The following is a 24,692-nucleotide window of genomic DNA, read 5'->3' as shown; positions in this document are numbered from 1 at the left end:
GCTGCGCGCTGTTGATTTTTTAAGTAAGCCGAATTTCCCGTAAGCCGATTTCAGGCAGGAACCCCAAGATGGACGCCTTCGAACTTCCCCGCACCCTGGCCCAGTCCCTTCAACGCCGCGCCGCGCAGACGCCGGACCAGGTGGCCCTGCGCTTCCTTGCCGAGTCCGCCGAGCACAACGTGGTGCTCAGTTACCGTGACCTGGACCAACGTGCCCGCACCATCGCCGCGGCCTTGCAAGCCAACGCCGCGCGGGGGGATCGTGCGGTGCTGTTGTTCCCCAGTGGCCCGGATTATGTCGCAGCGTTCTTTGGTTGCCTGTACGCCGGGGTGATCGCGGTGCCGGCTTATCCACCGGAGTCCACCCGTCGCCATCACCAGGAACGCTTGCTGTCGATCATCGCCGACGCCGAGCCGCGCTGGTTGTTGACGATTGCCAGCCTCGGCGATGGCCTGGCACAGATCGACCCTGCACCGGCCGTGTTGAGCGTCGACACCCTCGACCCAGCGCTTGCGGCCAGTTGGGTCGCCCCCGAACTGCAGCCCGACGACATCGCCTTTTTGCAATACACCTCCGGTTCCACCGCCTTGCCCAAGGGTGTGCAGATCAGCCACGGCAATCTGGTGGCCAACGAAGTACTGATCCGCCACGGCTTCGGCATCGACCTCAACCCGGATGACGTGATCGTCAGCTGGCTGCCGCTGTACCACGACATGGGCCTGATCGGTGGCCTGCTGCAACCGATTTTCAGCGGCGTACCCTGTGTGTTGATGTCGCCGGCGTACTTCCTCGGCCGGCCAGTGCGCTGGCTGGAGGCGATCAGCGAATACGGCGGCACCCTCAGCGGTGGCCCGGATTTCGCCTACCGCCTGTGCTGCGAGCGGGTCAGTGATTCGGCCCTGGAGCGCCTGGATTTGAGCCAATGGCGCGTCGCCTATTCCGGCTCCGAACCGATCCGCCTCGACACGCTGGAACGCTTCGCGGAGAAATTCGCCCCCTGCGGCTTTACTTCGAATAACTTCTTCGCCTCCTACGGCCTGGCCGAAGCGACCCTGTTTGTCGCCGGCGGCCGGCGCGGCCAGGGCATCCCGGCGCTGCGTGTCGATGAGCAGGCCCTGGCCGCCCACCGCGTCGAGCCGGGGCCGGGCGCTGCGATCATGAGCTGCGGCACCGGCCAGCCGGACCACGCCGTGCTGATTGCCGATCCCCACACCCTCAGTGAACTGGCCGACCCCCACGTCGGCGAACTCTGGGCGACCGGCCCGAGTATTGCCCATGGCTACTGGCGCAACCCCGAAGCCAGCGCCAAGACCTTCGTGCAGCATGCCGGGCGAACCTGGCTGCGCACCGGTGACCTGGGCTTTATCCGCGAGGGCGAGGTGTACATCACTGGCCGCTTGAAAGACCTGCTGATCGTGCGCGGGCACAATCTCTACCCGCAAGACATCGAGAAAACCATCGAGCGCGAAGTGGAGGTGGTGCGCAAGGGCCGGGTCGCGGCGTTTTCGGTCAAGGACCAGGGCCTGGAAGGCATCGGCATCGCCGCGGAAATCAGCCGCAGCGTGCAGAAAATCCTGCCGCCCGAAGCGCTGATCAAGGCGATACGCCAAGCCGTGGCCGAAGCCTGTCAAGAGGCCCCAAGCGTGGTGGTGTTGCTCAACCCCGGCGCATTGCCGAAGACCTCCAGCGGCAAGGTGCAACGCTCGGCGTGCGCCCTTCGCCACGCCGACGGCAGCCTCGACAGCTACGCGCAGTTCCCTGATGTGCACGCCCAGGCGAACGACGCAGCGTTGGCGTCGGCCCTGCAACAGCAGATCGCAGCGATCTGGTGTGAGCACCTGCAACTCAGCAGCGTCGCCGCCGACGATCACTTTTTCCTGCTCGGCGGCAATTCGATCACCGCCACTCAAGTGGTTGCGCGCCTGCGTGAAACCCTGAGCCTCGAGTTGAACCTGCGCCTGTTGTTCGAAGCGCCGACCCTTGCGGCCTTCGCCACCCGGGTCGCGCAATTGCAGCAGGACGGCGGTGTCGCCCAAGGCACGATCCACGCCCTGTCGCGCCAGGACGATGTGCCTCAATCCCTGGCACAAACCCGCCTGTGGATCACCTGGCAGCTGGACCCAGGCAGCAGTGCCTACACCATCCCGGGTGCCCTGCGCTTGCGTGGCGAGTTGGATGAGGACGCGGTGCGCGCCAGCTTCCAGCGCCTGATCCAGCGCCACGAAGCGCTGCGCACGCGTTTCTATGAGCGTGACGGCCAGGCGTTCCAGCACGTGGCGGCCAGCGCAGCGTTCGACCTGCACGTCATCGACCTCAGTGACCTGCCCCGCGCCGAGCGCGAAGCTCGCGCGCAACGCATTCGTGAGGACGCCGCGCGCACGCCATTCGATCTCGAACAAGGCCCGCTGCTGCGGGTGACCCTGGTGCGGCTGGACGATGAAGATCACCAACTGCTGGTGACGTTGCACCACATCATCGCCGACGGTTGGTCGCTCGATATCCTGATCGACGAGTTCTCGCGCTTGTACGCCGCGGCCGTCCAAGGCCAAAGCCTGGAGCTGCCACCACTGGCCTTGCACTACGCCGACTACGGCAGTTGGCAACGCCAATGGCTGGCCGAAGGCGAAGGCCAGCGGCAACTGGGGTACTGGAAAGCCCAGTTGGGTGAGGAGCATCCGGCCCTGAACCTGGCCACTGATCACCCACGTTCCGCGCAGCATCGTCATAGCGCCTCGCGCCATAGCGTGCGCCTGGACGCGGGCCTCAGCGCAGCGATTCGGCATACTGCCCAGGTCAATGAGTCCACGCCGTTCATGCTGCTGCTGGCGGCTTTCCAGAGCCTGCTCTATCGCTACAGCGGCCAGCGCGATATCCGCATCGGCGTGCCCAATGCCAACCGCCCGCGCCAGGAAACCCAGGGCCTGGTCGGTTTCTTTATCAACACCTTGGTGCTGCGTGCCGAGCTGGACGGGCGCCTGCCATTCAACCAACTGCTGGCGACCACCCGCGAGACCGCAATGGCCGCCCAGGCCCATCAGGACCTGCCGTTCGAGCAATTATTGGAGGCCTTCCCCCAGGCTCGCGAGCAAGGGCTGTTCCAGGTGATGTTCAACCACCAGCAACGTGACCTGAGTGCCCTGCGCCGCCTGCCGGGGCTGCTCGTCGATGAGCTGCCTTGGCACAGCCGCGAAGCCAAGTTCGACCTGCAACTGCACAGCGAAGAAGACCGCAATGGGCGCCTGAGCCTGTCGTTCGACTACGCCGACGAGCTGTTCGAGCACGCAACCATCCAGCGCCTGGCCGAGCATTTCATCCACCTGCTGCAAGCGGTGTGTGCCCAACCGCAGCAAACCATCGGTGACTTGCCGCTGATGCAGGCTGACGAACAGCAGCCATGGACTGAAGCGCCTTGCACGCCTGCCCGGCAGTGGTTGCCTGAGCGGCTTGACCGGCAAGACTCGGACGCCACCGCACTGGTCTGGCAGGACGGCAGCCTGACCTTCGGCCAACTGCACACCCAGGCCAACCGCCTGGCCCATTACCTGCGCGACAAAGGCGTGGGCCCGGACGTGTGCGTAGCCATCGCCGCCGAGCGTTCGCCGCAATTGCTGATCGGCCTGCTGGCCATCATCAAGGCCGGTGGCGCCTACGTGCCGCTGGACCCGGATTACCCCGCCGAGCGCTTGGCCTACATGCTCAAGGACAGCGGCGCGCACCTGCTGCTGACCCAGACTGCGTTGCTGGAGCAGTTGCCGACGGCCGAAGGCGTCGGCGTGATTGCCATGGACAGCCTGCACCTCGACAGTTGGCCGACCCAGGCGCCGGGCCTGCACCTGCACGGTGACAACCTCGCTTACGTGATCTACACCTCCGGCTCCACAGGCCAACCCAAGGGCGTGGGTAACACCCATGGCGCGCTGGCCGAGCGTTTGCAGTGGATGCAGGCCACTTATCAACTGAACGAAACCGATGTGCTGATGCAAAAGGCGCCCATCAGTTTCGACGTGTCGGTGTGGGAATGCTTCTGGCCGCTGATCACTGGCTGCCGGCTGGTGCTGGCGGGGCCGGGTGAACATCGTGATCCGCACCGTATTGCGCAGTTGGTGCGGGAACATGGCGTGACCACGCTGCACTTCGTACCGCCGCTGTTGCAGCTGTTTATCGACGAACCGCGGGTGGTTGAATGCACCAGCCTGCGTCGCCTGTTCTCCGGGGGGGAAGCCTTGCCCGCCGAGTTGCGCAACCGCGTACTGGCGCAGCTGCCGGCGGTGCAGTTGCACAACCGCTATGGCCCGACCGAAACCACGATCAACGTCACCCATTGGCACTGCCAGGCCGACGATGGCGAGCGTTCGCCGATTGGCCGCCCGTTGGGCAACGTGATCTGCCGCGTACTGGACGAGCAGCTCAACCCATTGCCGGCCGGTGTGCCGGGTGAACTGTGCATCGGCGGTATCGGCCTGGCGCGGGGTTATCTTGGCCGTGCCGCGTTGACCGCAGAACGTTTTGTTGCCGACCCGCTGGGCGAGGCGGGCGCACGTCTGTACCGCACGGGTGACCGTGCACGCTGGAGCAACGAAGGCGTGCTCGAATACCTCGGGCGCCTCGATCAGCAGGTCAAGTTGCGGGGGTTCCGGGTGGAGCCGGAAGAAATCGAAGCGCGCCTGCTGGCCCTGCACGGCATCGCCCAAGCCGTGGTGTTGGTGCGTGACAGCCAGTTGATCGGTTACTACACCGCGAGCATTGAGTTGGATGAGCAGGACGTGAAATCGGCCCTGGCCGCCGAGCTGCCGGAGTATATGGTACCGGCGCAACTGATGCGCCTGGACGCCATGCCCCTGAGCCCCAGCGGCAAGCTCGACCGTCGTGCGCTGCCGGCGCCGGTATGGCAAACCCGCGAACACATCGAACCCCAATCCCCTTTGCAAGGGCAAATCGCGGCGATCTGGCGCCAAGTGCTGGGCTTGCCACGGGTCGGCCTGCGCGATGACTTTTTCGCCCTGGGTGGCCATTCGCTGTTGGCCACGCAAATCATCTCCCGCACCCGTCAGGCGTGCGACGTCGAGCTGCCGCTGCGCACCTTGTTCGAAGCCAGTGAGCTGGGCGCCTTTGCCGAGCAAGTCGGCCTGCTCCAGGCTTCGGGCCAGCGCAACCAACAAACGGCCATCGCCAAGGTTGACCGCCGCCAGCCGGTACCGTTGTCCTATTCCCAACAGCGCATGTGGTTCCTCTGGCAGATGGAACCGGACAGCCCGGCCTACAACGTTGGCGGTATGGCGCGCCTGTGTGGCGTGCTGGATGTGGGGCGTTTCGAGGCGGCATTGCAGGCGTTGATCATGCGCCATGAAACCCTGCGCACCACCTTCCCGAGCGTCGACGGCGTGGCGTACCAGAAGGTCTCGCCGCAGACCGGTGTGCGCATGGACTGGCAGGACCTGTCTGCACTGACGGCGGCCGAGCGCGAGCAGCGTTTGCAGCAACGGGCCGATCACGAAGCCCATACCCCCTTCAATCTGGAAACCGGGCCGCTGTTGCGCGCCTGCCTGGTCAAGGCCGGCGAGCAGGAACACTACCTGGTGCTGACCTTGCACCATATCGTCACCGAAGGCTGGGCCATGGACATCTTTGCCCGTGAACTCAGTGCGCTCTACGAAGCCTTCATCGACGACCGCGACTCGCCGCTGGCGCCGCTGCCGGTGCACTACCTCGACTACAGCGTGTGGCAACGCCAGTGGCTGGCGTCTGGCGAACGCCAGCGTCAGCTGGATTACTGGACGGCGCAACTCGGCACGCAACACCCGCTGCTGGAGTTGCCCACCGACCGCCCACGGCCACCGGTACAGAGCCATCAGGGCCAGCTATACCGCTTCGACCTGAGCGACGATCTGGCCGCCCGCGTACGTGCGTTCAATGCCGAGCGTGGCCTGACCCTGTTCATGACCATGACCGCCACCCTGGCCGTGTTGCTCTACCGCTACAGCGGCCAGACCGACCTGCGTATCGGTGCCCCTGTGGCCAACCGCATTCGCCCGGAAAGCGAAGGGCTGATCGGCGCGTTCCTCAACACCCAGGTGCTGCGTTGCCAGTTGAACGGGCAGATGAATGTCGCTGAGCTGCTCGAGCACGTGCGTCATACGGTGATTGAAGGTCAGTCCCACCAGGACCTGCCGTTCGACCATCTGGTAGAAGCCCTGCAACCTCCCCGAAGTGCCGCGTACAACCCGTTGTTCCAAGTGATGTGCAATGTGCAGCGCTGGGAGTTCCAGCAAAGCCGTCAATTGGCCGGCATGACGGTCGAGTACCTGGCCAATGACGCGCGCGCGACCAAGTTTGACCTCAACCTGGAGGTCACTGACCTCGACCATCGCCTGGGTTGCTGCCTGACCTACAGCACCGACCTGTTCGACGAGCCGCGCGTTGCGCGCATGGCCGAACATTGGTGCAACCTGCTGGAGGCGTTGATCGCCGACCCGCACCAGCGTCTTAGCGAGTTGCCATTGTTGACGGCCATTGAACAACGGGCATTGCGCGACAGCCTGGGCGTCGAGCCTGGTTCGCACCGTCTCGACCAGTGCATCCACTCACTGTTCAGCCAACAAGCAGCGACGCGTCCCGATGCGCCGGCATTGACCTTTGCAGGCCAGACACTGAGCTACCGTGAACTGGATGCCCGCACCAACCGCCTGGCCTGGATGCTGCGCGAGCGCGGCGTCGGGCCACAGGTCCGCGTTGGCCTGGCCTTGCCACGCTCGCTGGACATGGTGGTCGGCCTGCTGGCGATCCTCAAGGCCGGTGGGGCCTATGTGCCGCTGGATCCGGAATACCCGCTGGATCGCCTGCACTACATGATCGAGGACAGCGACATTGGCCTGCTGCTCAGTGACGCGGCGATGTTCGAAGCCCTCGGCGAGCTGCCGGCGACGGTGGCGTGCTGGTGCCTGGAAGATGACCTGCCGGTGCTGGCGAATTACCCCGCCGATGCGCTGCCGTTTGTCAGCCTGGCGCAACACCAGGCGTACTTGATCTACACCTCCGGTTCCACCGGTAAACCCAAGGGCGTGGTGGTGTCCCACGGTGAAATCGCCATGCACTGCCAGGCGGTGATCGAGCGCTTTGGGATGCGTGTGCACGACTGCGAGTTGCACTTCTATTCGATTAACTTCGACGCTGCCACCGAGCGATTACTGGTGCCGTTGCTCAGTGGTGCACAGGTGGTTTTGCGCGCCCAGGGCCAATGGGATGCCGAAGAAATCTGCGCGCTGATCCGCACCCATCGGATCAATGTCCTCGGCTTCACACCGAGTTACGGCAGCCAATTGGCACAGTGGCTGGCGACCCAGCAGCAGACCTTGCCAGTGCGCATGTGCATCACCGGTGGCGAGGCGTTGACCGGCGAGCACTTGCAACGCATCCGTGCGGCGTTCACCCCGGAGGTGTTTTTCAACGCCTATGGCCCGACCGAAACCGTCGTCATGCCGCTCGCCAGCCTGGCGCCGCAGGCGTTGGAAGAGGGCGCCGGCAGCGTGCCTATCGGCCGCATCATCGGTGATCGTGTGGCTTACATTCTCGATGCTGACCTGGCGCTGGTGCCTCAAGGTGCGACCGGCGAGTTGTACGTCGGCGGAGCGGGGCTGGCCCAGGGTTATCACCAGCGTCCGGGCATGACCGCCGAGCGTTTTGTCGCCGACCCGTTTGCCAGCCATGGCGGGCGCCTGTATCGCACCGGCGACCTGGTGCGCCAACGGGCCGATGGCTTGGTGGAGTATCTGGGCCGCATCGACCATCAAGTGAAGATCCGTGGCTTTCGCATTGAGTTGGGCGAAATCGAAACTCGCCTGCTGGAGCATGAGGCCGTGCGCGAAGCGGTGGTGCTGGCACTGGATTCGCCGAGCGGCAAACAGCTGGTGGCGTACCTGACCAGCGAGGCCGAGCCGGCTTCACTGCGCGAAGCGTTGAAGGCCCACCTCAAGGCCCAGCTGCCGGACTACATGGTGCCCGCGCAGGTGATCGTGCTGGAGAGCATGCCCCTGACCGCCAACGGCAAGCTTGATCGCCGGGCCTTGCCGCAACCGGACCCGCAGGCCAACCGTCAACCGTACGTGGCGCCTCGCAACGCGCTTGAAAGCACCTTGGCGGCGATCTGGCGCGCGGTGTTGAACGTGCAGCAGGTCGGCCTTGACGATAACTTCTTTGAACTGGGCGGCGACTCGATCCTGTCGATCCAGGTGGTCAGCCGTGCGCGGCAGGCCGGGATTCACTTCAGCCCGCGTGATGTGTTCCAGCATCAGAGCGTACAAACCCTGGCGGCGGTTGCCACCCGTTCGGAGCAGGTCACGGCCGAACAAGGCGTACTGACGGGCAGCTCGGGGCTTACGCCGATCCAGCACTGGTTCTTCGACACCGACATCCCGGCGCGCCAGCACTGGAACCAGGCGTTGGTGCTCAAGCCGCTGCAATTGCTCGACCCTCACCGCCTGGAGCAGGCGTTGCTGGCGGTGTTGGAGCATCACGACGCGCTGCGCTTGAGCTTCACCCCGCACGGCGCACACTGGCACGCCGAACACTTGGCCGTGCCGCAGGGCGGCGTGCTGATGCAGGCACAGGTAGGCGATATGGATCAGTGCGCGGCGTTGTTCACCGACACCCAACGCAGCCTTGACCTTGAACACGGCCCGCTGTTGCGCGCCTTGCTGGTGGACGGCCCGCTGGGGCAGCAACGTCTGCTGATCGCGATTCATCACCTGGTAGTGGATGGCGTGTCGTGGCGCGTACTGCTGGAAGACTTGCAAACGGTTTACCGCCAACTCAGCGAAGGCCAGTCCGTCAACCTGCCGGCCAAGACCAGCGCGCTGCGGGATTGGGCCGCGCGGTTGAAGGCGTATGCCGGCAGCGAATCCCTGCGCGAAGAGTTGGGCGTGTGGCAAGCGCAGTTGGCCGGCCCCGCGCTGGCATTGCCGGTAGCGCGTCCCCACGGTGCACGGCGTCATCGCGAGGCTGAAACGGTCAGCGTGCGTCTGGACAGCGAGCACACGCGCCGGTTGTTGCAACAGGCCCCGAGCGCTTACCGCACGCAGGTCAACGACCTGCTGCTGACGGCGCTGGCCCGCGTGCTGTGCCGCTGGAGCGGCCACGACTCGGCGTTGATCCAGCTGGAAGGCCACGGCCGCGAAGCCTTGTTCGATGACGTCGACCTGACCCGCAGCGTCGGTTGGTTCACCAGTGCTTATCCATTGCGCCTGACGCCTTCAGCGGAGCAGGGCGCCTCGATCAAGGCGATCAAGGAGCAACTGCGCGCGGTACCGCACAAAGGTCTGGGTTATGGCGTACTGCGTTACCTGGCCGACGACCCCTGCCGGCAGACCCTGGCGGCACTGCCCTCGGCCGATATCACCTTCAACTACTTGGGCCAGTTCGACCAGAGTTTCGGGGCCGATGCGCTGTTCCATCCGCTGGATGAGGCGACGGGCCTGGCCCACGACCTGGATGCGCCGCTGCCCAATGAGCTGAGTGTCGACAGCCAGGTTTACGGCGGTGAACTGCTGCTGCGCTGGACCTTCAGCCGCGAACGTCACGATTCGCAGGTTATCGGCGAATTGGCCGAGGCGTATGTGACTGAGCTGCAAAGCCTGATCAGCCATTGTCTCCAGGACGAGGCCGGTGGCCTTACGCCGTCCGACTTCCCCCTGGCGCACCTGACTCAAGCACAGCTCGACGCCTTGCCGGTGCCGGCCGGTGTCATCGAAGACGTCTACCCGCTGACCCCAATGCAAGAGGGCCTGCTGCTGCATACCCTGCTGGAACCGGGCACTGGCCTGTATTACATGCAGGACCGCTACCGCATCAACAGCGCCCTGGACCCCGAGCGTTTTGCCCAAGCCTGGCAAGCGGTGATCGCCCGGCATGAAGCCTTGCGTGCGTCGTTCTGCTGGAACGTCGGCGAAGACATGCTGCAAGTGATCCACACGCCGGGCAGCACGCCGATTGAGTACTTGGACTGGAGCGCCGACCCCGAGGCCGAGCAGGAGCCGCGTCTGCAAGCACTGCTCAAGGCTGAACGCGAAGCCGGCTTCGATCTGCTCAACCAGGCACCGTTCCACCTGCGCCTGATCCGCGTGGGTGAAGCGCGCTACTGGTTCATGATGAGCAACCACCACATCCTCATCGATGCCTGGTGCCGTTCGCTGCTGATGAATGACTTCTTCGAACTCTACATGGCCCTGGGCGAGGGGCGCGTGGCGCAACTGGCCACGCCGCCGCGCTACCGCGACTACATTGCCTGGCTGCAACGCCAGGACCTGAACGAGGCCCGTCAGTGGTGGCAGCACAACCTGCAAGGTTTCGAGCGCACCACGCCGATCCCGAGCGACCGCCCGTTCCTGCGTGAACACGCCGGAGGCAGCGGCGCCATGGTGGTGGGCGATTGCTACACCCGTCTGGATGCCCGCGACGGTATGCAACTGCGCGAATTGGCCCAGGCTCACCAACTCACTGTGAACACCTTCGCCCAGGCAGCCTGGGCCTTGGTGCTGCGCCGCTTGAGCGGGGATCGTGACGTGCTGTTCGGCGTCACCGTGGCCGGGCGCCCGGTGCAAATGCCCGAGATGCAACGCACCGTCGGTCTGTTCATCAACAGCATCGCGCTGCGGGTGAAGCTGCCTGAGGATGACCAGCGTTGCAGCGTGCGCCAGTGGTTGAATGGGTTGCTCGACAGCAACATGCAACTGCGCGAGTACGAATACCTGCCGCTGGTGGCGATCCAGGAGCACAGCGAGTTGCCCAAGGGCCAGCCGCTGTTCGATAGCCTGTTCGTATTTGAGAACGCCCCGGTGGACGTCTCGGTACTGGACCGTGCGCAAAGCTTGAATGCCACCTCGGACTCCGGCCGTACCCACACCAACTTCCCGCTGACCGCCGTGTGCTATCCGGGCGATGACCTTGGACTGCACCTGTCCTACGACCAGCGTTACTTCGACGAAAGCACCGTGCAAGGCATGCTCGGCGAGTTCAAGCGCCTGTTGCTGGCACTGGTGCAAGGCTTCCACGGTGACATGGCCGACCTGCCACTGATGGGCGAGCAGGAGCGTGACTTCCTGGTGCACGGCTGTAACCAGAGCGAGCACGCCTACCCGCTGGAGCGAAGCTATATCGAGTTGTTTGAAGCGCAGGTGGCGCAACATCCGCAGCGGATTGCCGCCAGTTGCCTCGACCAGCAGTGGAGCTACGACGAGTTGAACCGCCGCAGTAATGGCCTGGGTCATGCGCTGGTTGCGGCGGGTGTCGGCCTGGACCAACCGGTGGCATTGCTGGCTGAACGTGGCCTGGATCTGCTCGGCATGATCATCGGCAGCTTCAAGGCCGGTGCCGGTTACCTGCCGCTGGACCCAGGGCTGCCCAACCAGCGCCTGAGCCGCATCATCGACCTGAGCCGTGCGCCGTTGCTGGTGTGTACCGAGGCGTGCCGGGAGCAGGCCATCGAGCTGTTGGAAGGCTTGGACTGCCCACTGCTGGTATGGGATGAGGTGCCTGCGCGTGGCGAGAACCCGGGTGTCTGCAGTGGCCCCGACAACCTCGCCTATGTGATCTATACCTCGGGCTCCACCGGCTTGCCCAAGGGCGTGATGGTCGAGCAACGCGGCATGCTCAATAACCAGTTGAGCAAGGTGCCGTACCTGGACCTGAGCGAAGTGGACGTGATCGCCCAGACCGCCTCGCAGAGCTTCGACATTTCCGTGTGGCAGTTCCTCGCTGCACCGCTGTTCGGTGCGCGGGTGGACATCGTGCCCAATACCATTGCCCATGATCCGCAAGGCTTGTTGGCGCACGTTCAGGCGCAAGGCATCACGGTGTTGGAAAGCGTGCCGTCGCTGATCCAGGGCATGCTGGCCCAGGAGCGCATGAGTCTCGATGGCCTGCGCTGGATGCTGCCCACAGGGGAAGCCATGCCGCCGGAACTGGCGCACCAGTGGCTGTTGCGCTACCCCGACATCGGCCTGGTCAACGCCTACGGCCCGGCGGAATGTTCGGATGATGTGGCGTTCTTCCGCGTCGACCTGGCCTCGACCCGTGGCACTTATTTGCCGATTGGTACGCCGACCGACAACAACCGCTTGTACCTGCTGGACGGCGCGTTAGCGCTGGTGCCCCAAGGTGCCGTGGGCGAATTGTGCGTCGCCGGCACCGGTGTCGGTCGCGGCTACGTCAGCGATCCGCTGCGCACCGCCCAGGTGTTTGTACCCAACCCCTTTGGCGCGCCTGGCGAACGGCTCTACCGTACCGGCGACCTGGCACGGCGCCGCAACGATGGCGTGCTGGAGTATGTCGGGCGTATCGACCATCAGGTGAAGATTCGCGGCTATCGCATTGAGCTGGGTGAAATCGAAGCGCGCCTGCACGAACAACCTGAAGTCCGCGATGCGGCGGTCGGTGTTCAGGAGGGCGTTAACGGCAAGCATCTGGTTGGCTACCTGGTGGCTGCCGACGCCACGCTGGACCCGAGCGAACACCTGGACCGCATCAAGCAACGCCTGCGCAGCGAGCTGCCGGAATACATGGTGCCGCTGCATTGGCTATGGCTTGAACGCCTGCCGCTCAACGTCAACGGCAAACTCGACCGCAAGGCCCTGCCGGCCCTGGAGATCGGCCAACTGCACAGCCAGGACTACCTGGCGCCGCGCAATGAACTGGAAACCACCCTGGCCGGAATTTGGGCCGAGGTGTTGAAGGTTGAAAGGGTTGGGGTGCAGGACAACTTCTTTGAGCTGGGCGGGCACTCTTTGCTGGCTACGCAGATCGCCTCGCGGGTGCAGAAAACCTTGCAGCGCGACGTGCCGCTGCGGGCGATGTTCGAGTGCAGCACGGTGGCGGAGTTGGCCGAGTATATCGAGGGGTTGGCGGGCGAGGAGATCAGTGCCGAGAAGGTGGATCGGCTGAGTGATTTGATGGCGGAGTTGGAGGGGTTTTAAGGTGGAAACGGTGCTGTTCGTTGGTCGGATAGCGCCGTTTTTTTGGGTGAAAACTGTGAATTCTGACAGTGGGCGAGGGCTAGAAAATAGGACTCACTTATCAGGCCCCCTTTTTTTCCGGCGCCAGACGAGGCTCGGGTTGTGCGTACAGCTGTTGAGTCGATCATCCAGGTCTGCACAATCAAACCTTGCTCATTCAACCTCAGATGAAAGCGCTTGAGCATCTGGTCGAACCTTCCCTGATTTCGCCAGCCCCGAAACGGTCGGGTAGATCTCGCCAGGCAGCACCGGAGCAGAGAACCCGGAGCACGCCATCGAGCATCAATCGGTCGTTCAAACGAGACCGCCCCCTACCCTGGGTTTCGATGAAGAGATCGGAGAGCACATCCCAGGCCTCGTCCGCGAGTTCGTAACGCTTTGCCATCACCGAATTCCTTTCCGTTGATGGCGCAGACGCTACAAAGTCTCAGCGTTCGAGGGGCGACGATCGGGTTTCTCGGGATTTCGTACAGAGCCTAGTATCTGGTTATTTTGGCCCCAATATCTTCACCAACTTATCCGGCGAAGGCGCCCCTTGCTGCTGTTGCAACCCACCCTGGTCATCCAGGTAGAAAATCGCCGGCGTCGCCGACAACTCCAGTTCATCCATCAACTTCATATTGGCGTCGAGCTTGGCTTCGATATCGGCCGGGATCTTCTCCAGGGCCTTGAGCTTGCTGCCCTTGCCGGCGGCTTCGTGTTCTTCCAGGGCTTTTTGCGGGTCTTTGGCGGCGAACAGGGCGGCGGATTTACCCGGGCTGTCTTCGCGAATGATGCCGACCATGATGTGACGCAACTGCACCTTGCCGGCTTTTACCCATGGGCGGGCCTGTTCCCAGAACATGTTGCAGTACGGGCAGTTGGGGTCGCTGAACAGGTAGACGGTGCGTGGTGCATTTTTATCGCCGTCCTGGATCCAACTGCTCTTTTCCATCTTGGCCCAGACTTCCTTGGCCATCGGCGCGTACACCAGTTTTTCCAGCGGCGCGCTGCTCAGGTCGTTGCCCTGGGCGTCGTACAGGTTGCCGGCGAGTACGCTTTTGCCGTCGGCGGTCAGGTACAGGGCCATGCCGCGGTTCTGGTATTGGGCGGCGTAACCGGTGAGGCCGCTGGGGGCGTCGAACTTGCCGAGGATCTTGGCGCCTTTGGCTTCGATCTGTTTGATCGGTGCCGGCCAGTCTTCGGCCTGGGCCAGGGTGGCTGCACTGAGTGACAAGAAGGTCAGCGGCAGCAGGGTCAGCAAGTGGCGGAGGCGAGGCATGTCGGTTTCCTTATTGGGGCAGTGTCGAAGGGTTCCATGGCGCGGGCCAGGCTGGCCTGGGACAGTTCGCCCAGGTGGCTGTTGATCAGGCGCCCATCGGCTTGGTAGAACAGGGTTGTCGGCAAGGCCATCGAACCCACGGCCTGGCCAAGGCGCCCACTGGCGTCAAACAGGACGTTGTCGAGGGTCAGGCCCTGGGTGGCGAGGAAGGTGCTGACGCTTTGCATGCTTTCGGCCTGGTTGACGAACAGGAAGGTCACGTCGGGGCGTTGGTGTTGTGCGCGCTCCAGTACCGGCATTTCGCGGCGGCACGGCGGGCACCAGGTTGCCCACAGGTTGATCACCAGTGGGCCGCCTTTGTAATCGGCCAGTTGCACCACATCGCCATTGGCATTGCGCAAGGTGATGTCCGGCAGCTGCGAGCCCTTGTCATAGAGGCTCAGGGACAGGCTGGCCAGGCCCCAGAACACCAGCCCGGTGACGACGCCAGCGGTGAGCGGGGTACGCAGGGCCGGGCGCCGCCAGCCGTACGCCAACGCGCCGAGGATCAGCGCGATCACACCGGGCCAGACGAGAAAGCCGCCGTCGCGCAGGTCGACCATTTGCAGCAGGTCGTTGCTGTAGTCACTCCAGTACATCAGCACAAAGCTGACGCGTGACACCAGCATGCCCAGCAGGAACAGGCTGAACAGCACCGATTCGGGGTTTTCACCGCCACGCTTGGCCACGCGCCAGCCCACCAGGGTGGCGAGAATCAGCGCGCTGATCAGCAGCAAGTGATTCAGGGCGATGGCGAAGGTGCCGATGGTCAGGGTCAGCATCAGTGGGCGTCCCGGGTTTGCGTCCAGCGTTGCAGGAAGGTGGCGGCATCCACTTCGCCCGTAATGCGTTGGGCGCGGCGTTCTTCACCGTCCGGGCCGATCCACACGAAGCTCGGTGGCCCCGGTACCTTGTAACGCCCCAGCAGGGCGCGGCTGGCGGCATTGTCGGCGGTGACATCCAGGCGCAGCAGGCGCACGTCTTTGAGCGCGTCCATCACGTCGGGTTGGCCGAAGACCTGTTTCTCCATGATCTTGCATGACACACACCAGTCGGCATAGTAGTCCACCAGTACCCACTGGCCCTGGGCCTTGGCGCTGTCGAGCTGGCTTTGCAGCACGGCCGGGTCGTTGATCGTCATGAAAGCATCATGGGCGCTCGGCGCCGCGTCGGCACGCGAACCGCTGTAGACCTTCAACGGTTGCCATACATCATCGCTGCCGCCCGCCGCACCCACCATCAGCAAGCCACCCCACAACCCCAGGACGACGGAACCGGCGCCGAACAGCATGGCGACACGCCCGAAATCCTGGGCCAGGCGCCAGCCGCAATAGGCCATTGCGATGGCCAGCGCGCCCCACAGGCCAAGCCACAGGCTTTCGCCGACCACCGGGCGGATCATCAGCACGGCAGTGGCCAGGAACAGGAAGCCGAAGACCCCCTTGAGCACATTCATCCAAGTGCCCGGCTTGGGCAGGAAGCGATTGCCCACGGTGACCAGCAGCAACAGCGGAATGCCGATGCCGATGCCCATGGCGAACAGGATCAGGCCACCGTGCAACGCATTGCCACTCTGGGCGATATACAGCAAGGCGCCGGCCAGGGGCGCGGTCATGCATGGGCCGACCAACAGGCCGGAGAGGGCGCCGAGCACCCCGGCACCGATCAGGCTGCCGCCGCTCTGGTTACGGCTGACGTTGTCCAGGCGATCACGCAGGGCGACCGGCAGTTGCAGTTCAAAGAAACCGAACATCGGCAGGGCGAGGATCACAAACAAGGCGGCGAAGCTGCCCAGGATCCAAGGGGTTTGCAACAGTGCGGCGAGGTTGGCGCCCAGCAGCGCGGCCAACACACCCAACGCGGCATACACCAGTGCCATGCACACCACGTAGCTGCCGGCCAAGGCGAAGCCGCGACGCGGGCTGGCGCCACTGCCGACGACCAGGCCGGCGAGGATCGGCAGCATCGGCAGCGAACACGGAGCAAATGCCAGCAGCAAGCCCAGGCCAAAGAACACCAGCAGGCTCCAGCCCAGGCTGCGCTGCTGCAGGCCGCTGGCCAGGCTTTGGTCCTGGGCTTGCGCAGTGGCCGCGACGGCGGGGTTGCCGCCCAGGTCCACGGTGATCGACTGCGGTGGGTAGCACAGGCCCGCATCGGCGCAGCCCTGCCAGCCCAGCTTGACCTGGCCGCTGGCACCGGCCGGCAGCTTCACTTCCAGGCCCTGGCGGTACACCTGCTGCTCGCCGAAGAACTCATCGCTATGGGCTTCGCCTGGCGGCAACGCGGGTTTTTCGGCGAGGCCGTCGAACTTCATGCGTTGTTGGTACAGGTAATAACCGTCGGCAATCTGCCAATACAGCTGGGTTTCGCCACTTTCAAGACGTTCGGAGGTAAAGGTGAAGGCTTTGCCCACCGGGAGGAAATCAGGTTTGGTCTCGAAGGGATTACCCGGCACAGCCTGGGCGAACCCCGCGAACAACACCAGCAGAAAGGTAAACAGATGCCGCATGGTCAAGCCTTAGTTCGATGCAAGTGAGGCACACAATGTGTGGCGTTGATTAACCGATGATTAACCGGGGCTATTCTAAAGTGTAGGGATTGTCTGAGGGGGCTTCTTTTCGCGGCATAATCGCTGCTTAATCCGTTGCACTTTTAATTCCCCCATCTTTCATGAAGGGTTCAGCATGCACGTACTGGTCTGTGAAGACGACGAACTGATCGCCAGCGGCATCGTGGCCGGCCTCGGTGCCCAGGGCTTTACGGTCGAGCGCGTGGCCACGGCTGCCGCCGCCAGGGCGATGCTCAAGGCGGCGGCCTTCGACATCATGGTGCTCGACCTCGGCCTGCCCGACGAAGACGGCCTCAAACTGTTGCAACAACAGCGCAGCCAGGGCCTGGACATTCCGGTTCTGATCCTCACCGCACGGGATTCGGTGACCAACCGCGTCGACGGCTTGCAAGCCGGCGCCGATGACTACCTGCTCAAACCGTTCGACCTGCGTGAACTCGCTGCCCGCTTGCAAACCCTGCTGCGGCGAGTGGCGGGGCGTAGCGTCAACCTGATCGAACACGGCCGGCTGGCCTACGACCCGAGCAGCCGCGAGACCTTCCTGGGCGGCGAGCCGGTCGACCTGTCGCGGCGCGAACAGGCGCTGTTGCAAGCCCTGTTGCATAACAAGGGCCGCGTGCTCTCCAGCGAACAACTCAAAGACAGCGTCTACGGCTTCAGCGACGAACTGGAAAGCAACGCCCTCAACGTGCACATCCATCACCTGCGCCGTAAATTGGGCAACGGCATCGTCGAGACCGTGCGTGGCCTGGGCTATCGCCTGGGCCAGGCCGACGGTGGCCCTGCCGATGCCAGCGAGAAGGCCAAGTGATGAGCCTGCGACTGCGCCTGACGTTCAAGCTGGGCGCCGCTTTTGTGTTGATCTGGACCCTGGCCGCGGCCTGGATGCTCAACGATTTGCGCAACCAGATGATGTTTTCCCTCGACCAGCGCCTGGTCGCGTCGGCGCGCATGGTCGCGGGGCTGACCGAGCAGATGCCGGGCCTGGCCAGTGTGAGCGGCGGTACGCATCTGCGCACCGAGCAACTGAATGTGCCGGGGGGCATGGCGTGCCAGGTCAGTTCCTTGCGCGGCGAGATCCTGGCGCGCAGCCATACCACGCCGGATGAGGGGCTGGAGTCGCGCAAGAGCGGCTTTCGCGACCAGGTCATCGACGGTGTGGGCTGGCGCAGTTTCACCCTGTCTCGGGGTGACTTGCTGATCACCACGGCTGACCGCCAGGTGGAGCGCGAGGCGTTGAACCTGTCGATCCTGCTGGCGGCCTCGGTGCCCGTTGGTGTGGCCTTGTTGGGCTGCCTGTGCCTATTGTGGCTGGGTATCGGCCAGAGCCTGGTACCCCTCAATCGGATGCGTGACGCCTTGATGCGCCGCAGCGCCGACTCCCTCGAGCCGTTGCAGATCCATCCGTTGCCCAGCGAACTCAAGCCGCTGCTCGATACCCAGAACCAACTGCTGCAGCGCATCGCCAAGACCATCGAGCGCGAACGCCGCCTCACCGGTGACGCCGCCCATGAGTTGCGCAGCCCGTTGACGGCGATCAAGACCCACCTGCAAGTGGCGCGCATGACCGACGGCGCGGCCCGCGACCAGTCCCTGGCCCACGCCGAGGAGGGCGCCGACCGGCTGCATCGCACCCTGGAGCAACTCCTGCTGCTGGCGCGGGTGGAAGGCAGTTTGTCGTTTGACGATGGCTTGCAGTCCAGCGCCGATGAGGTCGCCAGGCTGGCGATCCAGGATGCCAACGCCGGTGACAATCGGCGTATCGACCTGATGCTGTCAGACAGCCTCAGCAAGGCTCCGGTAGAAATGCCGGTGGGCTTGGCTGTCGCGGCCTTGCGCAACCTGCTGGACAACGCCTTGCGCCATACCCCGGCCGATACCCGGGTGGAACTGAGCGTCTTCAGTACGGCGGACAATGTGGTGTTCCGCGTGCGTGACCATGGCAAGCAGATTTCCAGTGAAGACCTGCAATACCTGACCCAACGCTTCTGGCGTAACGGCAGCAGCGAGGGGTGTGGCCTGGGCCTGGCGATCGTCCAGGCGATTGTGCAGCGCTGCTCCTGCTCGTTGAAGTTCGACAGCCAGCCGGATGGCTTGCGGGTTGACCTGAGTATGCCGCTGCGCAAGTGAGCGCTTTTTCATGTGCCAAATAGTTACCGCCCGCCCGAAGTTCAACCCTTCAGGATGGCGGTAATTTTTTGCGCTTGAACGGGCCGAATGATTCGGTCCGAATTGAAAAGGACGGTTCATATGTTGGTCATCGATACCAGTTTCCCCTCCACGGGCTTCAACGAACGGAATGGCGAGCCCGTGCGGCAGGTAATCCTGCACTACACCGCAGCGCCGTTTAAATCGTCCCTGCATACCCTGACTCACGACGGCGTGAGTGCCCACTATCTTTTGCCCGACCCTGATGAACCCAGCTACCGCCGCGCCGGTTATGACGAGTTGCGGGTGTTCCACCTGGTGGACGAGGACAAGCGCGCCTGGCATGCCGGGGTCAGCCATTGGCTGGGGCGGGATAATCTCAACAGTCGTTCGATTGGCATCGAAATCGTCAATTTGGCGCGAGATGACCAGGGTGTGTTCAGCTTTCCTGCCTATAGCCAGGAACAGGTTGTCGTACTGATTGATTTACTGCGCGACATCCTCGCACGCTACCCGCAGATCGGGCCGACCGACATCCTCGGGCATTCGGATGTGGCGTATTGGCGCAAGCGTGATCCGGGGCCGCGATTTCCGTGGCAGGACTTATATGAGGCGGGCGTCGGGGCCTGGTTCGATGAGTCGACCCGGGCAATGTATCAGCGCAGGTTTTGCGTGGCGCTGCCGCCGGAGGTGGAAGTGGAGCGCGCGTTTCAGCGGTATGGCTATAAACCGGCGCAGAACCGGCAGGCGTTCGAGCAGCGGACAAGGGCGTTCCAGATGCACTTTCGTAGCCGGGATGACTGCGGGTTCCTGGATGCGCAGACGTGCGCGATTCTGTATGCGCTGAATGAGCGGTATCGGGGCATTTGAGGGGGCGCATAGCCGCGTTTCAACGTGTGGGAGGGGGCTTGATCCCGATGAGGGTGTGTCAGTTAACACGTTTTTAGCTGAATCACCGCAATCGGGAGCAAGCCCCTTCCCACAGTGTGATCTCCATGCATCGGGTAAACCTCCCGTAATGGCAGAGCCGTTACGACAGAATCAGATAGGTACCCGGCCTATCTGACTTAAAACGACCACAGACCTAAATCCCCCCGCACCTGATGCGTCTCCAGAACATGAAATCCGTGCGCATGTCCCACGTTCCCCGCCCACGGATCGGCAGTTTGGTCACCATCATCAGCGTATTGAGGGATCGAGAGATGTCAGTCGCTACCAGCCGTATCGAAGACGCCCCCGTGCACGCGGGCCCGGCGCCGGCGGAAACGCTCTACCAGTTTGACGAAACCCCGCTGCTGGCCCGCCAACGCCAGCAGGAGTCCAACGCCCGCAGCTATCCACGACGCATTCCCCTGGCGCTCAAGCGCGCCAAGGGCATTTATGTGGAAGACGTGGAGGGCCGCCGTTTCATCGACTGCCTGGCCGGCGCCGGAACCCTGGCGCTGGGGCATAACCACCCGGTGGTGATCCAGGCCATTGAGCAGGTATTGAGCGACGAGCTGCCCCTGCACACCCTTGACCTGACGACACCGGTCAAGGATCAGTTCGTGCAGGACCTGTTTGGTCTGCTGCCCTCGGCGTTGGCGCGGGAAGCGAAAATCCAGTTCTGCGGCCCCACGGGGACCGATGCGGTGGAAGCTGCGTTGAAACTGGTGCGCACGGCGACCGGTCGCAGCACTGTGCTGTCGTTCCAGGGCGGTTATCACGGCATGAGCCAGGGCGCCTTGAGCCTGATGGGCAGCCTGGGGCCGAAGCAACCGTTGGGGGCGTTGCTCGGCAATGGCGTGCAGTTCCTGCCATACCCTTACGACTACCGCTGTCCGTTCGGCCTGGGTGGCGCGCAAGGCGTGCGGGTCAACCTGCATTACCTGGAAAACCTGCTCAACGATCCGGAAGCCGGCGTGCTGCTGCCGGCGGCGGTGATTGTCGAAGTGGTGCAGGGCGAGGGCGGTGTGATCCCCGCCGATCTCGATTGGCTGCGCGGCTTGCGGCGTATCACCGAGCAGGCCGGGGTGGCGTTGATCGTCGATGAAATCCAGAGTGGTTTCGGCCGCACCGGCAAGATGTTTGCGTTCGAACACGCCGGTATCATTCCGGATGTGGTGGTGATGTCCAAAGCCATCGGCGGCAGCTTGCCGCTGGCGGTCGTGGTGTATCGCGACTGGCTCGACACCTGGCTGCCGGGTGCTCATGCCGGGACGTTCCGTGGCAACCAGATGGCCATGGCGGCGGGTTCGGCGGTGATGCGCTACCTCCAGGCGCATGATCTGGCGGGCCACGCGGCCGTCATGGGTGAGCGCCTGGGCGAACACTTGCGCAGCCTGCAGCGCGACTTCCCGCAGTTGGGCGATATTCGTGGGCGTGGGCTGATGCTCGGGGTGGAACTGGTTGACCCGGATGGCACGCTCGACACTCAGGGCCACCCCCCCGTGCATCGACAGTTGGCGCCGCGGGTGCAACGTGAATGCCTCAAGCGTGGCCTGATCCTGGAACTGGGCGGGCGCCATGGCAGCGTGGTGCGCTTCCTGCCACCGTTGGTGATCACTGCCACAGAGGTCGACCAAGTGGCCGAGATCTTCGGGCGCGCCTTGGCGGCGGCAGTTGCCGGCCTCTAATTTTCCAGGCCCTTGGTACGTTTCTACAGATATCAGCGCTGCGCGTGGTGCGCAGCCAGCCTTTGAGCGACGGAGAACCGCAATGACCTCAGTATTTGACCGCGACGACATCCTGTTCCAGGTGGTGGTCAACCACGAAGAGCAATACTCGATCTGGCCCGACTACAAGGCTGTGCCGGAAGGCTGGCGCACGGTGGGCAAGAGTGGCATGAAGAAAGAGTGCCTGGCCTACATCGAAGAGGTCTGGACCGACATGCGTCCGTTGAGCCTGCGCCAGAAGATGGACGGCGCTGCGCTCGCAGGTTGACACAAACGGTCACTGGGGCAGGCTTCCTGTGGCGAGGGGCTTGCTCCGGTTGGGCTGCGAAGCAGCCCCAAAAAATGGGAGCGCTTCGCACTCCAGCGCGAGCAAGCTCGCTCGCCACAATCCACAAAGCACCCCGGGTCGTGATTCAGCCCTGCATCACGTCATCCTTGGCCGCCCAGCGCAGGCTTGGCGAGGATTTTCTCGCTCAGCATCTCTGCCTGTTCATTGCTGTGTCTCTTTCTCCTGCACCGTACCGGCGGTCACCACCTGCACACTCAAGCGCGGCGTCGCCAGGTCCAGCCCGGCTTCATCCAGATGGCGCTTGAGCGACAGGTTGAACGCCCGCGACACTTCCCACTGCTTGATCGGCGCGGTCTTGAAGCGCGCCCGCAGGATTGCGCTGCCGGACTCAAAGCTTTCCACGCCCTGAATCTCCAGCGGCGACCAAATATTGCGGCGTTGCAGCGGGTCGTTGCGCATCTTCTGGCCGACATCGCGCATCAACTTGATGGCGTCGTCGATTTCCATGTTGTAGGGGATTGCCACCCGGAAGATCGCGTAGCCGAACTCCCGGGAGTAGTTCTTGATGCTCTTGATCTCGCTGAACGGGATGGTGTGCACGATGCCGTCGATGTCACGCAGGCGCACGGTGCGGATGGTCAGGCCCTCGACGGTGCCGAGGTGGCCGCCGACATCCACGTAGTCATCGATGGCCAGGGAGTCTTCGATGATGATGAACAGGCCGGTGATCAAGTCCGCCACCAGCGACTGCGCGCCAAAACCGATGGCGATACCGATCACACCCGCACCGGCCAACAGCGGCGTGACGTTCATGCCCATGTTCGCCAGGGCCACGATGGCGGCGATGATAAAGATGGTCACGAACAGCACGTTGCGGATCAACGGCATCATGGTTTGCGCACGGGCGTTGGCCAAGCCTTTGCGCGAGCGAGTCAGGGCGTGATGGATCGCGGTGTCACTGAGGATCCAGATCAGCCAGGCGAACAGCAGCGTGCCGCCCAGGCCAAACAGCTTGACGCTGACTTCATGGCCGTCACCTTCGGTGAAGCGAATCATCGACAGGCCCCAGACCCGCAGCCCCAGCTCAATAAACACCAGCCACACCACCAGGTGCACCAGGGTGTAGACGAAGCTTTTCAGGCGCTCGGAATACAGCGCGTGACGCTTATGCCCGCGCTGCGGCTTGAGCGCGTGGCGCCGCACCAGGCCATTGATCACCATGCACAGCACCAGCAACACCGTGCACAGCAGCGATTGGCGCAGGGCAGTACTGGTATCGCCGGCCGACAGGAAGGTGGCGAACAGCGAGATGCCCACCAGCAGCAACGCCGGGATGTACCAGAAGGTGCCGATAATCGACAGGGTGTCGGTGAGGGCGCGGCGCGTGAGGCGGCGCGACAGCGGCTGGTTGCGGATCAGGTGCGCAATCGGCCGGCGGAACCGCAGGATAAACACGCCGGTGGACAGTGCCGCCATCACATTCGCCACGGTGGCTGCGGTGTGGGCCAGGTGCGGGCCCAGTGCTGTTACCAGGCGCGGGTCGCTCAACCCTTCACCGAAGGCGGCAAAGCTGCCGATCCACCACAGCGGGCGAAAGGCTTGATGACGCAGGATGTACAGCGCGCGGTGACGGTGCGGGCCGTCGAGTACAGAGAAGGCAATCACACAGATCGCCGAGAAGCAGGTGCCGATCACCAACGCGTAAGCCAGCACCATCGCCAAGGATTTACCCAGGGACGAAGGCAGGGCGTAGCTCAGGTAAACCGTGATCACCAGGGCGATCAGCCACGGGCCGAGCTTGCGCAGGGCAAAGCGCAGCATGTCCCAGGTGCGAGGGTGTTGCGGCAGTTCTTCGGGGAGCCCGAAGCGCTCGCGTACCCGATGGCTGAGCCAGATCAGCGCTGCAGCCAGCAGGCTCCACACCGCCAGGATCACGGCAAAGCCGAAAATGATCGGCAGCCATTCGCTGGCCGGCAACATCAGGGCGCTGAGTTCGTCCTTGGCCAGGTCCACTTCATTGGACCAGCGCCCCAGCGGGCTGTCGGCGCCGGAGAACTGTGCCTCAAGGCCCGCCAGGGTTCCGCCGATCAAGCCGAGCACGCCTTGCTCGGTGGCCGGCTGGGCTTTTTGCGTGGCCTCGCGCAGCTTCTTCAGGTCGCTCAGCAGTTGGGTGCGCTGCTGGTCGCTCTCCAGGGTCTTGATCACCTCATCCAGCGACTGCCCCAGCGGTACGTCGGCTTGGGGCTGGGCTTTGGTGGAGTTGCCCAGCAAGCCGGGCAAGCTCACGGCCTGGGCCGATGTAAGCGGCAATAGCGTGAGCAGGGCGATCAGGGCATAACAGGGCAGGGCAAGCAGACGGGAAAGCACAGAGGCGGTCAACCTTGGAAACGACGAATTGACCGAGTGTACGAGGCCGCTATGCCCAATGCGAGCGCATTTGTCATTCCGCCAATTTGGCGAGGATCTTGTAAACCACAGTCGCCAGAATCAGCAGCATGCCGATCCACATGCCGAATACGCCGAGGGGCTTGTCGCGGAAGTTGAAGCCTACCGCCAGAAGGATCATGCCGATCAGAATGGGGATAAGCATGGCGTGGAAGGAGGACATGGTGATCATGGGACGACGGCCTTGTCGGAATGGGGATACTGACAAGTCTAGGTCGGAATATGAGATGTGCAGGTGATGCAGGTCAGTTTGCCGTTCGGATAGATGCGCAGCCCCTCCCACATT

General features: G+C 63.6%; 11 protein-coding genes and 1 pseudogene. 6 read left to right on the top strand and 6 right to left on the bottom strand.

The genetic code is table 11. From position 1 onward, the window contains the following. Nucleotides 1–68: 68 nt before the first annotated feature. Complete coding sequence (locus M5B43_RS16190; protein WP_248751037.1) at nucleotides 69–12,962, top strand: non-ribosomal peptide synthetase; 12,894 nt, start codon at nucleotides 69–71, stop codon at nucleotides 12,960–12,962. A 104-nt stretch (nucleotides 12,963–13,066) separates the two neighbouring features. On the opposite strand, the pseudogene M5B43_RS16185 reads toward M5B43_RS16190, so the two are convergent. From M5B43_RS16185 to dsbD, 4 genes and pseudogenes are all read right to left on the bottom strand, one after another. Beyond that, a pseudogene (locus tag M5B43_RS16185) lies at nucleotides 13,067–13,386 on the bottom strand (transposase); the annotation flags it as partial. 102 nt (nucleotides 13,387–13,488) lie between these two features. Further along, the gene (gene dsbG / locus M5B43_RS16180) at nucleotides 13,489–14,262 is read right to left on the bottom strand and encodes a thiol:disulfide interchange protein DsbG (protein WP_248751036.1); all 774 of its coding nucleotides are present in this window, start codon (nucleotides 14,260–14,262) and stop codon (nucleotides 13,489–13,491) included. Then, nucleotides 14,238–15,083, bottom strand: coding sequence for a TlpA disulfide reductase family protein (locus M5B43_RS16175; protein WP_248751035.1), 846 nt, complete (start codon nucleotides 15,081–15,083; stop codon nucleotides 14,238–14,240). Before M5B43_RS16175 ends, dsbG begins: the two co-directional genes overlap by 25 nt. After that, complete coding sequence (dsbD, locus tag M5B43_RS16170; protein WP_248751034.1) at nucleotides 15,083–16,810, bottom strand: protein-disulfide reductase DsbD; 1,728 nt, start codon at nucleotides 16,808–16,810, stop codon at nucleotides 15,083–15,085. Before dsbD ends, M5B43_RS16175 begins: the two co-directional genes overlap by 1 nt. A 175-nt stretch (nucleotides 16,811–16,985) precedes the next feature. Between dsbD and M5B43_RS16165 the strand changes: the two genes are divergently transcribed. The 5 genes from M5B43_RS16165 to M5B43_RS16145 all read left to right on the top strand — a co-directional run bounded on the left by M5B43_RS16165 (nucleotide 16,986) and on the right by M5B43_RS16145 (nucleotide 21,940). Continuing rightward, nucleotides 16,986–17,681 (top strand): response regulator transcription factor, encoded by a 696-nt coding sequence (locus M5B43_RS16165; RefSeq protein WP_248751033.1) that lies wholly within the window; start codon nucleotides 16,986–16,988, stop codon nucleotides 17,679–17,681. Then, nucleotides 17,681–19,000, top strand: a complete 1,320-nt coding sequence (locus tag M5B43_RS16160; protein WP_248751032.1) for an ATP-binding protein — start codon at nucleotides 17,681–17,683, stop codon at nucleotides 18,998–19,000. Before M5B43_RS16165 ends, M5B43_RS16160 begins: the two co-directional genes overlap by 1 nt. 120 nt (nucleotides 19,001–19,120) lie before the next feature. Then, entirely contained in the window at nucleotides 19,121–19,888 is a 768-nt protein-coding gene (locus tag M5B43_RS16155) for an N-acetylmuramoyl-L-alanine amidase (protein ID WP_248751031.1), read from the top strand. Nucleotides 19,889–20,220: 332 nt separating this feature from the next. Further along, on the top strand, nucleotides 20,221–21,633 hold the full coding sequence (locus M5B43_RS16150) for an aspartate aminotransferase family protein (protein ID WP_248751030.1): 1,413 nt from the start codon (nucleotides 20,221–20,223) through the stop codon (nucleotides 21,631–21,633). A gap of 82 nt (nucleotides 21,634–21,715) precedes the next feature. Then, nucleotides 21,716–21,940 (top strand): MbtH family protein, encoded by a 225-nt coding sequence (locus tag M5B43_RS16145; RefSeq protein ID WP_028617283.1) that lies wholly within the window; start codon nucleotides 21,716–21,718, stop codon nucleotides 21,938–21,940. A gap of 222 nt (nucleotides 21,941–22,162) precedes the next feature. On the opposite strand, the gene M5B43_RS16140 is transcribed toward M5B43_RS16145, so the two are convergent. Both M5B43_RS16140 and M5B43_RS16135 read right to left on the bottom strand, forming a co-directional pair. After that, nucleotides 22,163–24,328, bottom strand: a complete 2,166-nt coding sequence (locus M5B43_RS16140; RefSeq protein WP_248751029.1) for a mechanosensitive ion channel domain-containing protein — start codon at nucleotides 24,326–24,328, stop codon at nucleotides 22,163–22,165. 73 nt (nucleotides 24,329–24,401) lie between these two features. Further along, a partial coding sequence (locus tag M5B43_RS16135; RefSeq protein WP_248751101.1) for a hypothetical protein occupies nucleotides 24,402–24,692 on the bottom strand: 291 nt, incomplete at its 5' end.

Source organism: Pseudomonas sp. MWU15-20650 (assembly GCF_023242475.1).
Taxonomy (GTDB): Bacteria; Pseudomonadota; Gammaproteobacteria; order Pseudomonadales; family Pseudomonadaceae; genus Aquipseudomonas.
This window is presented reverse-complemented; position numbering and strand designations above follow the sequence as displayed.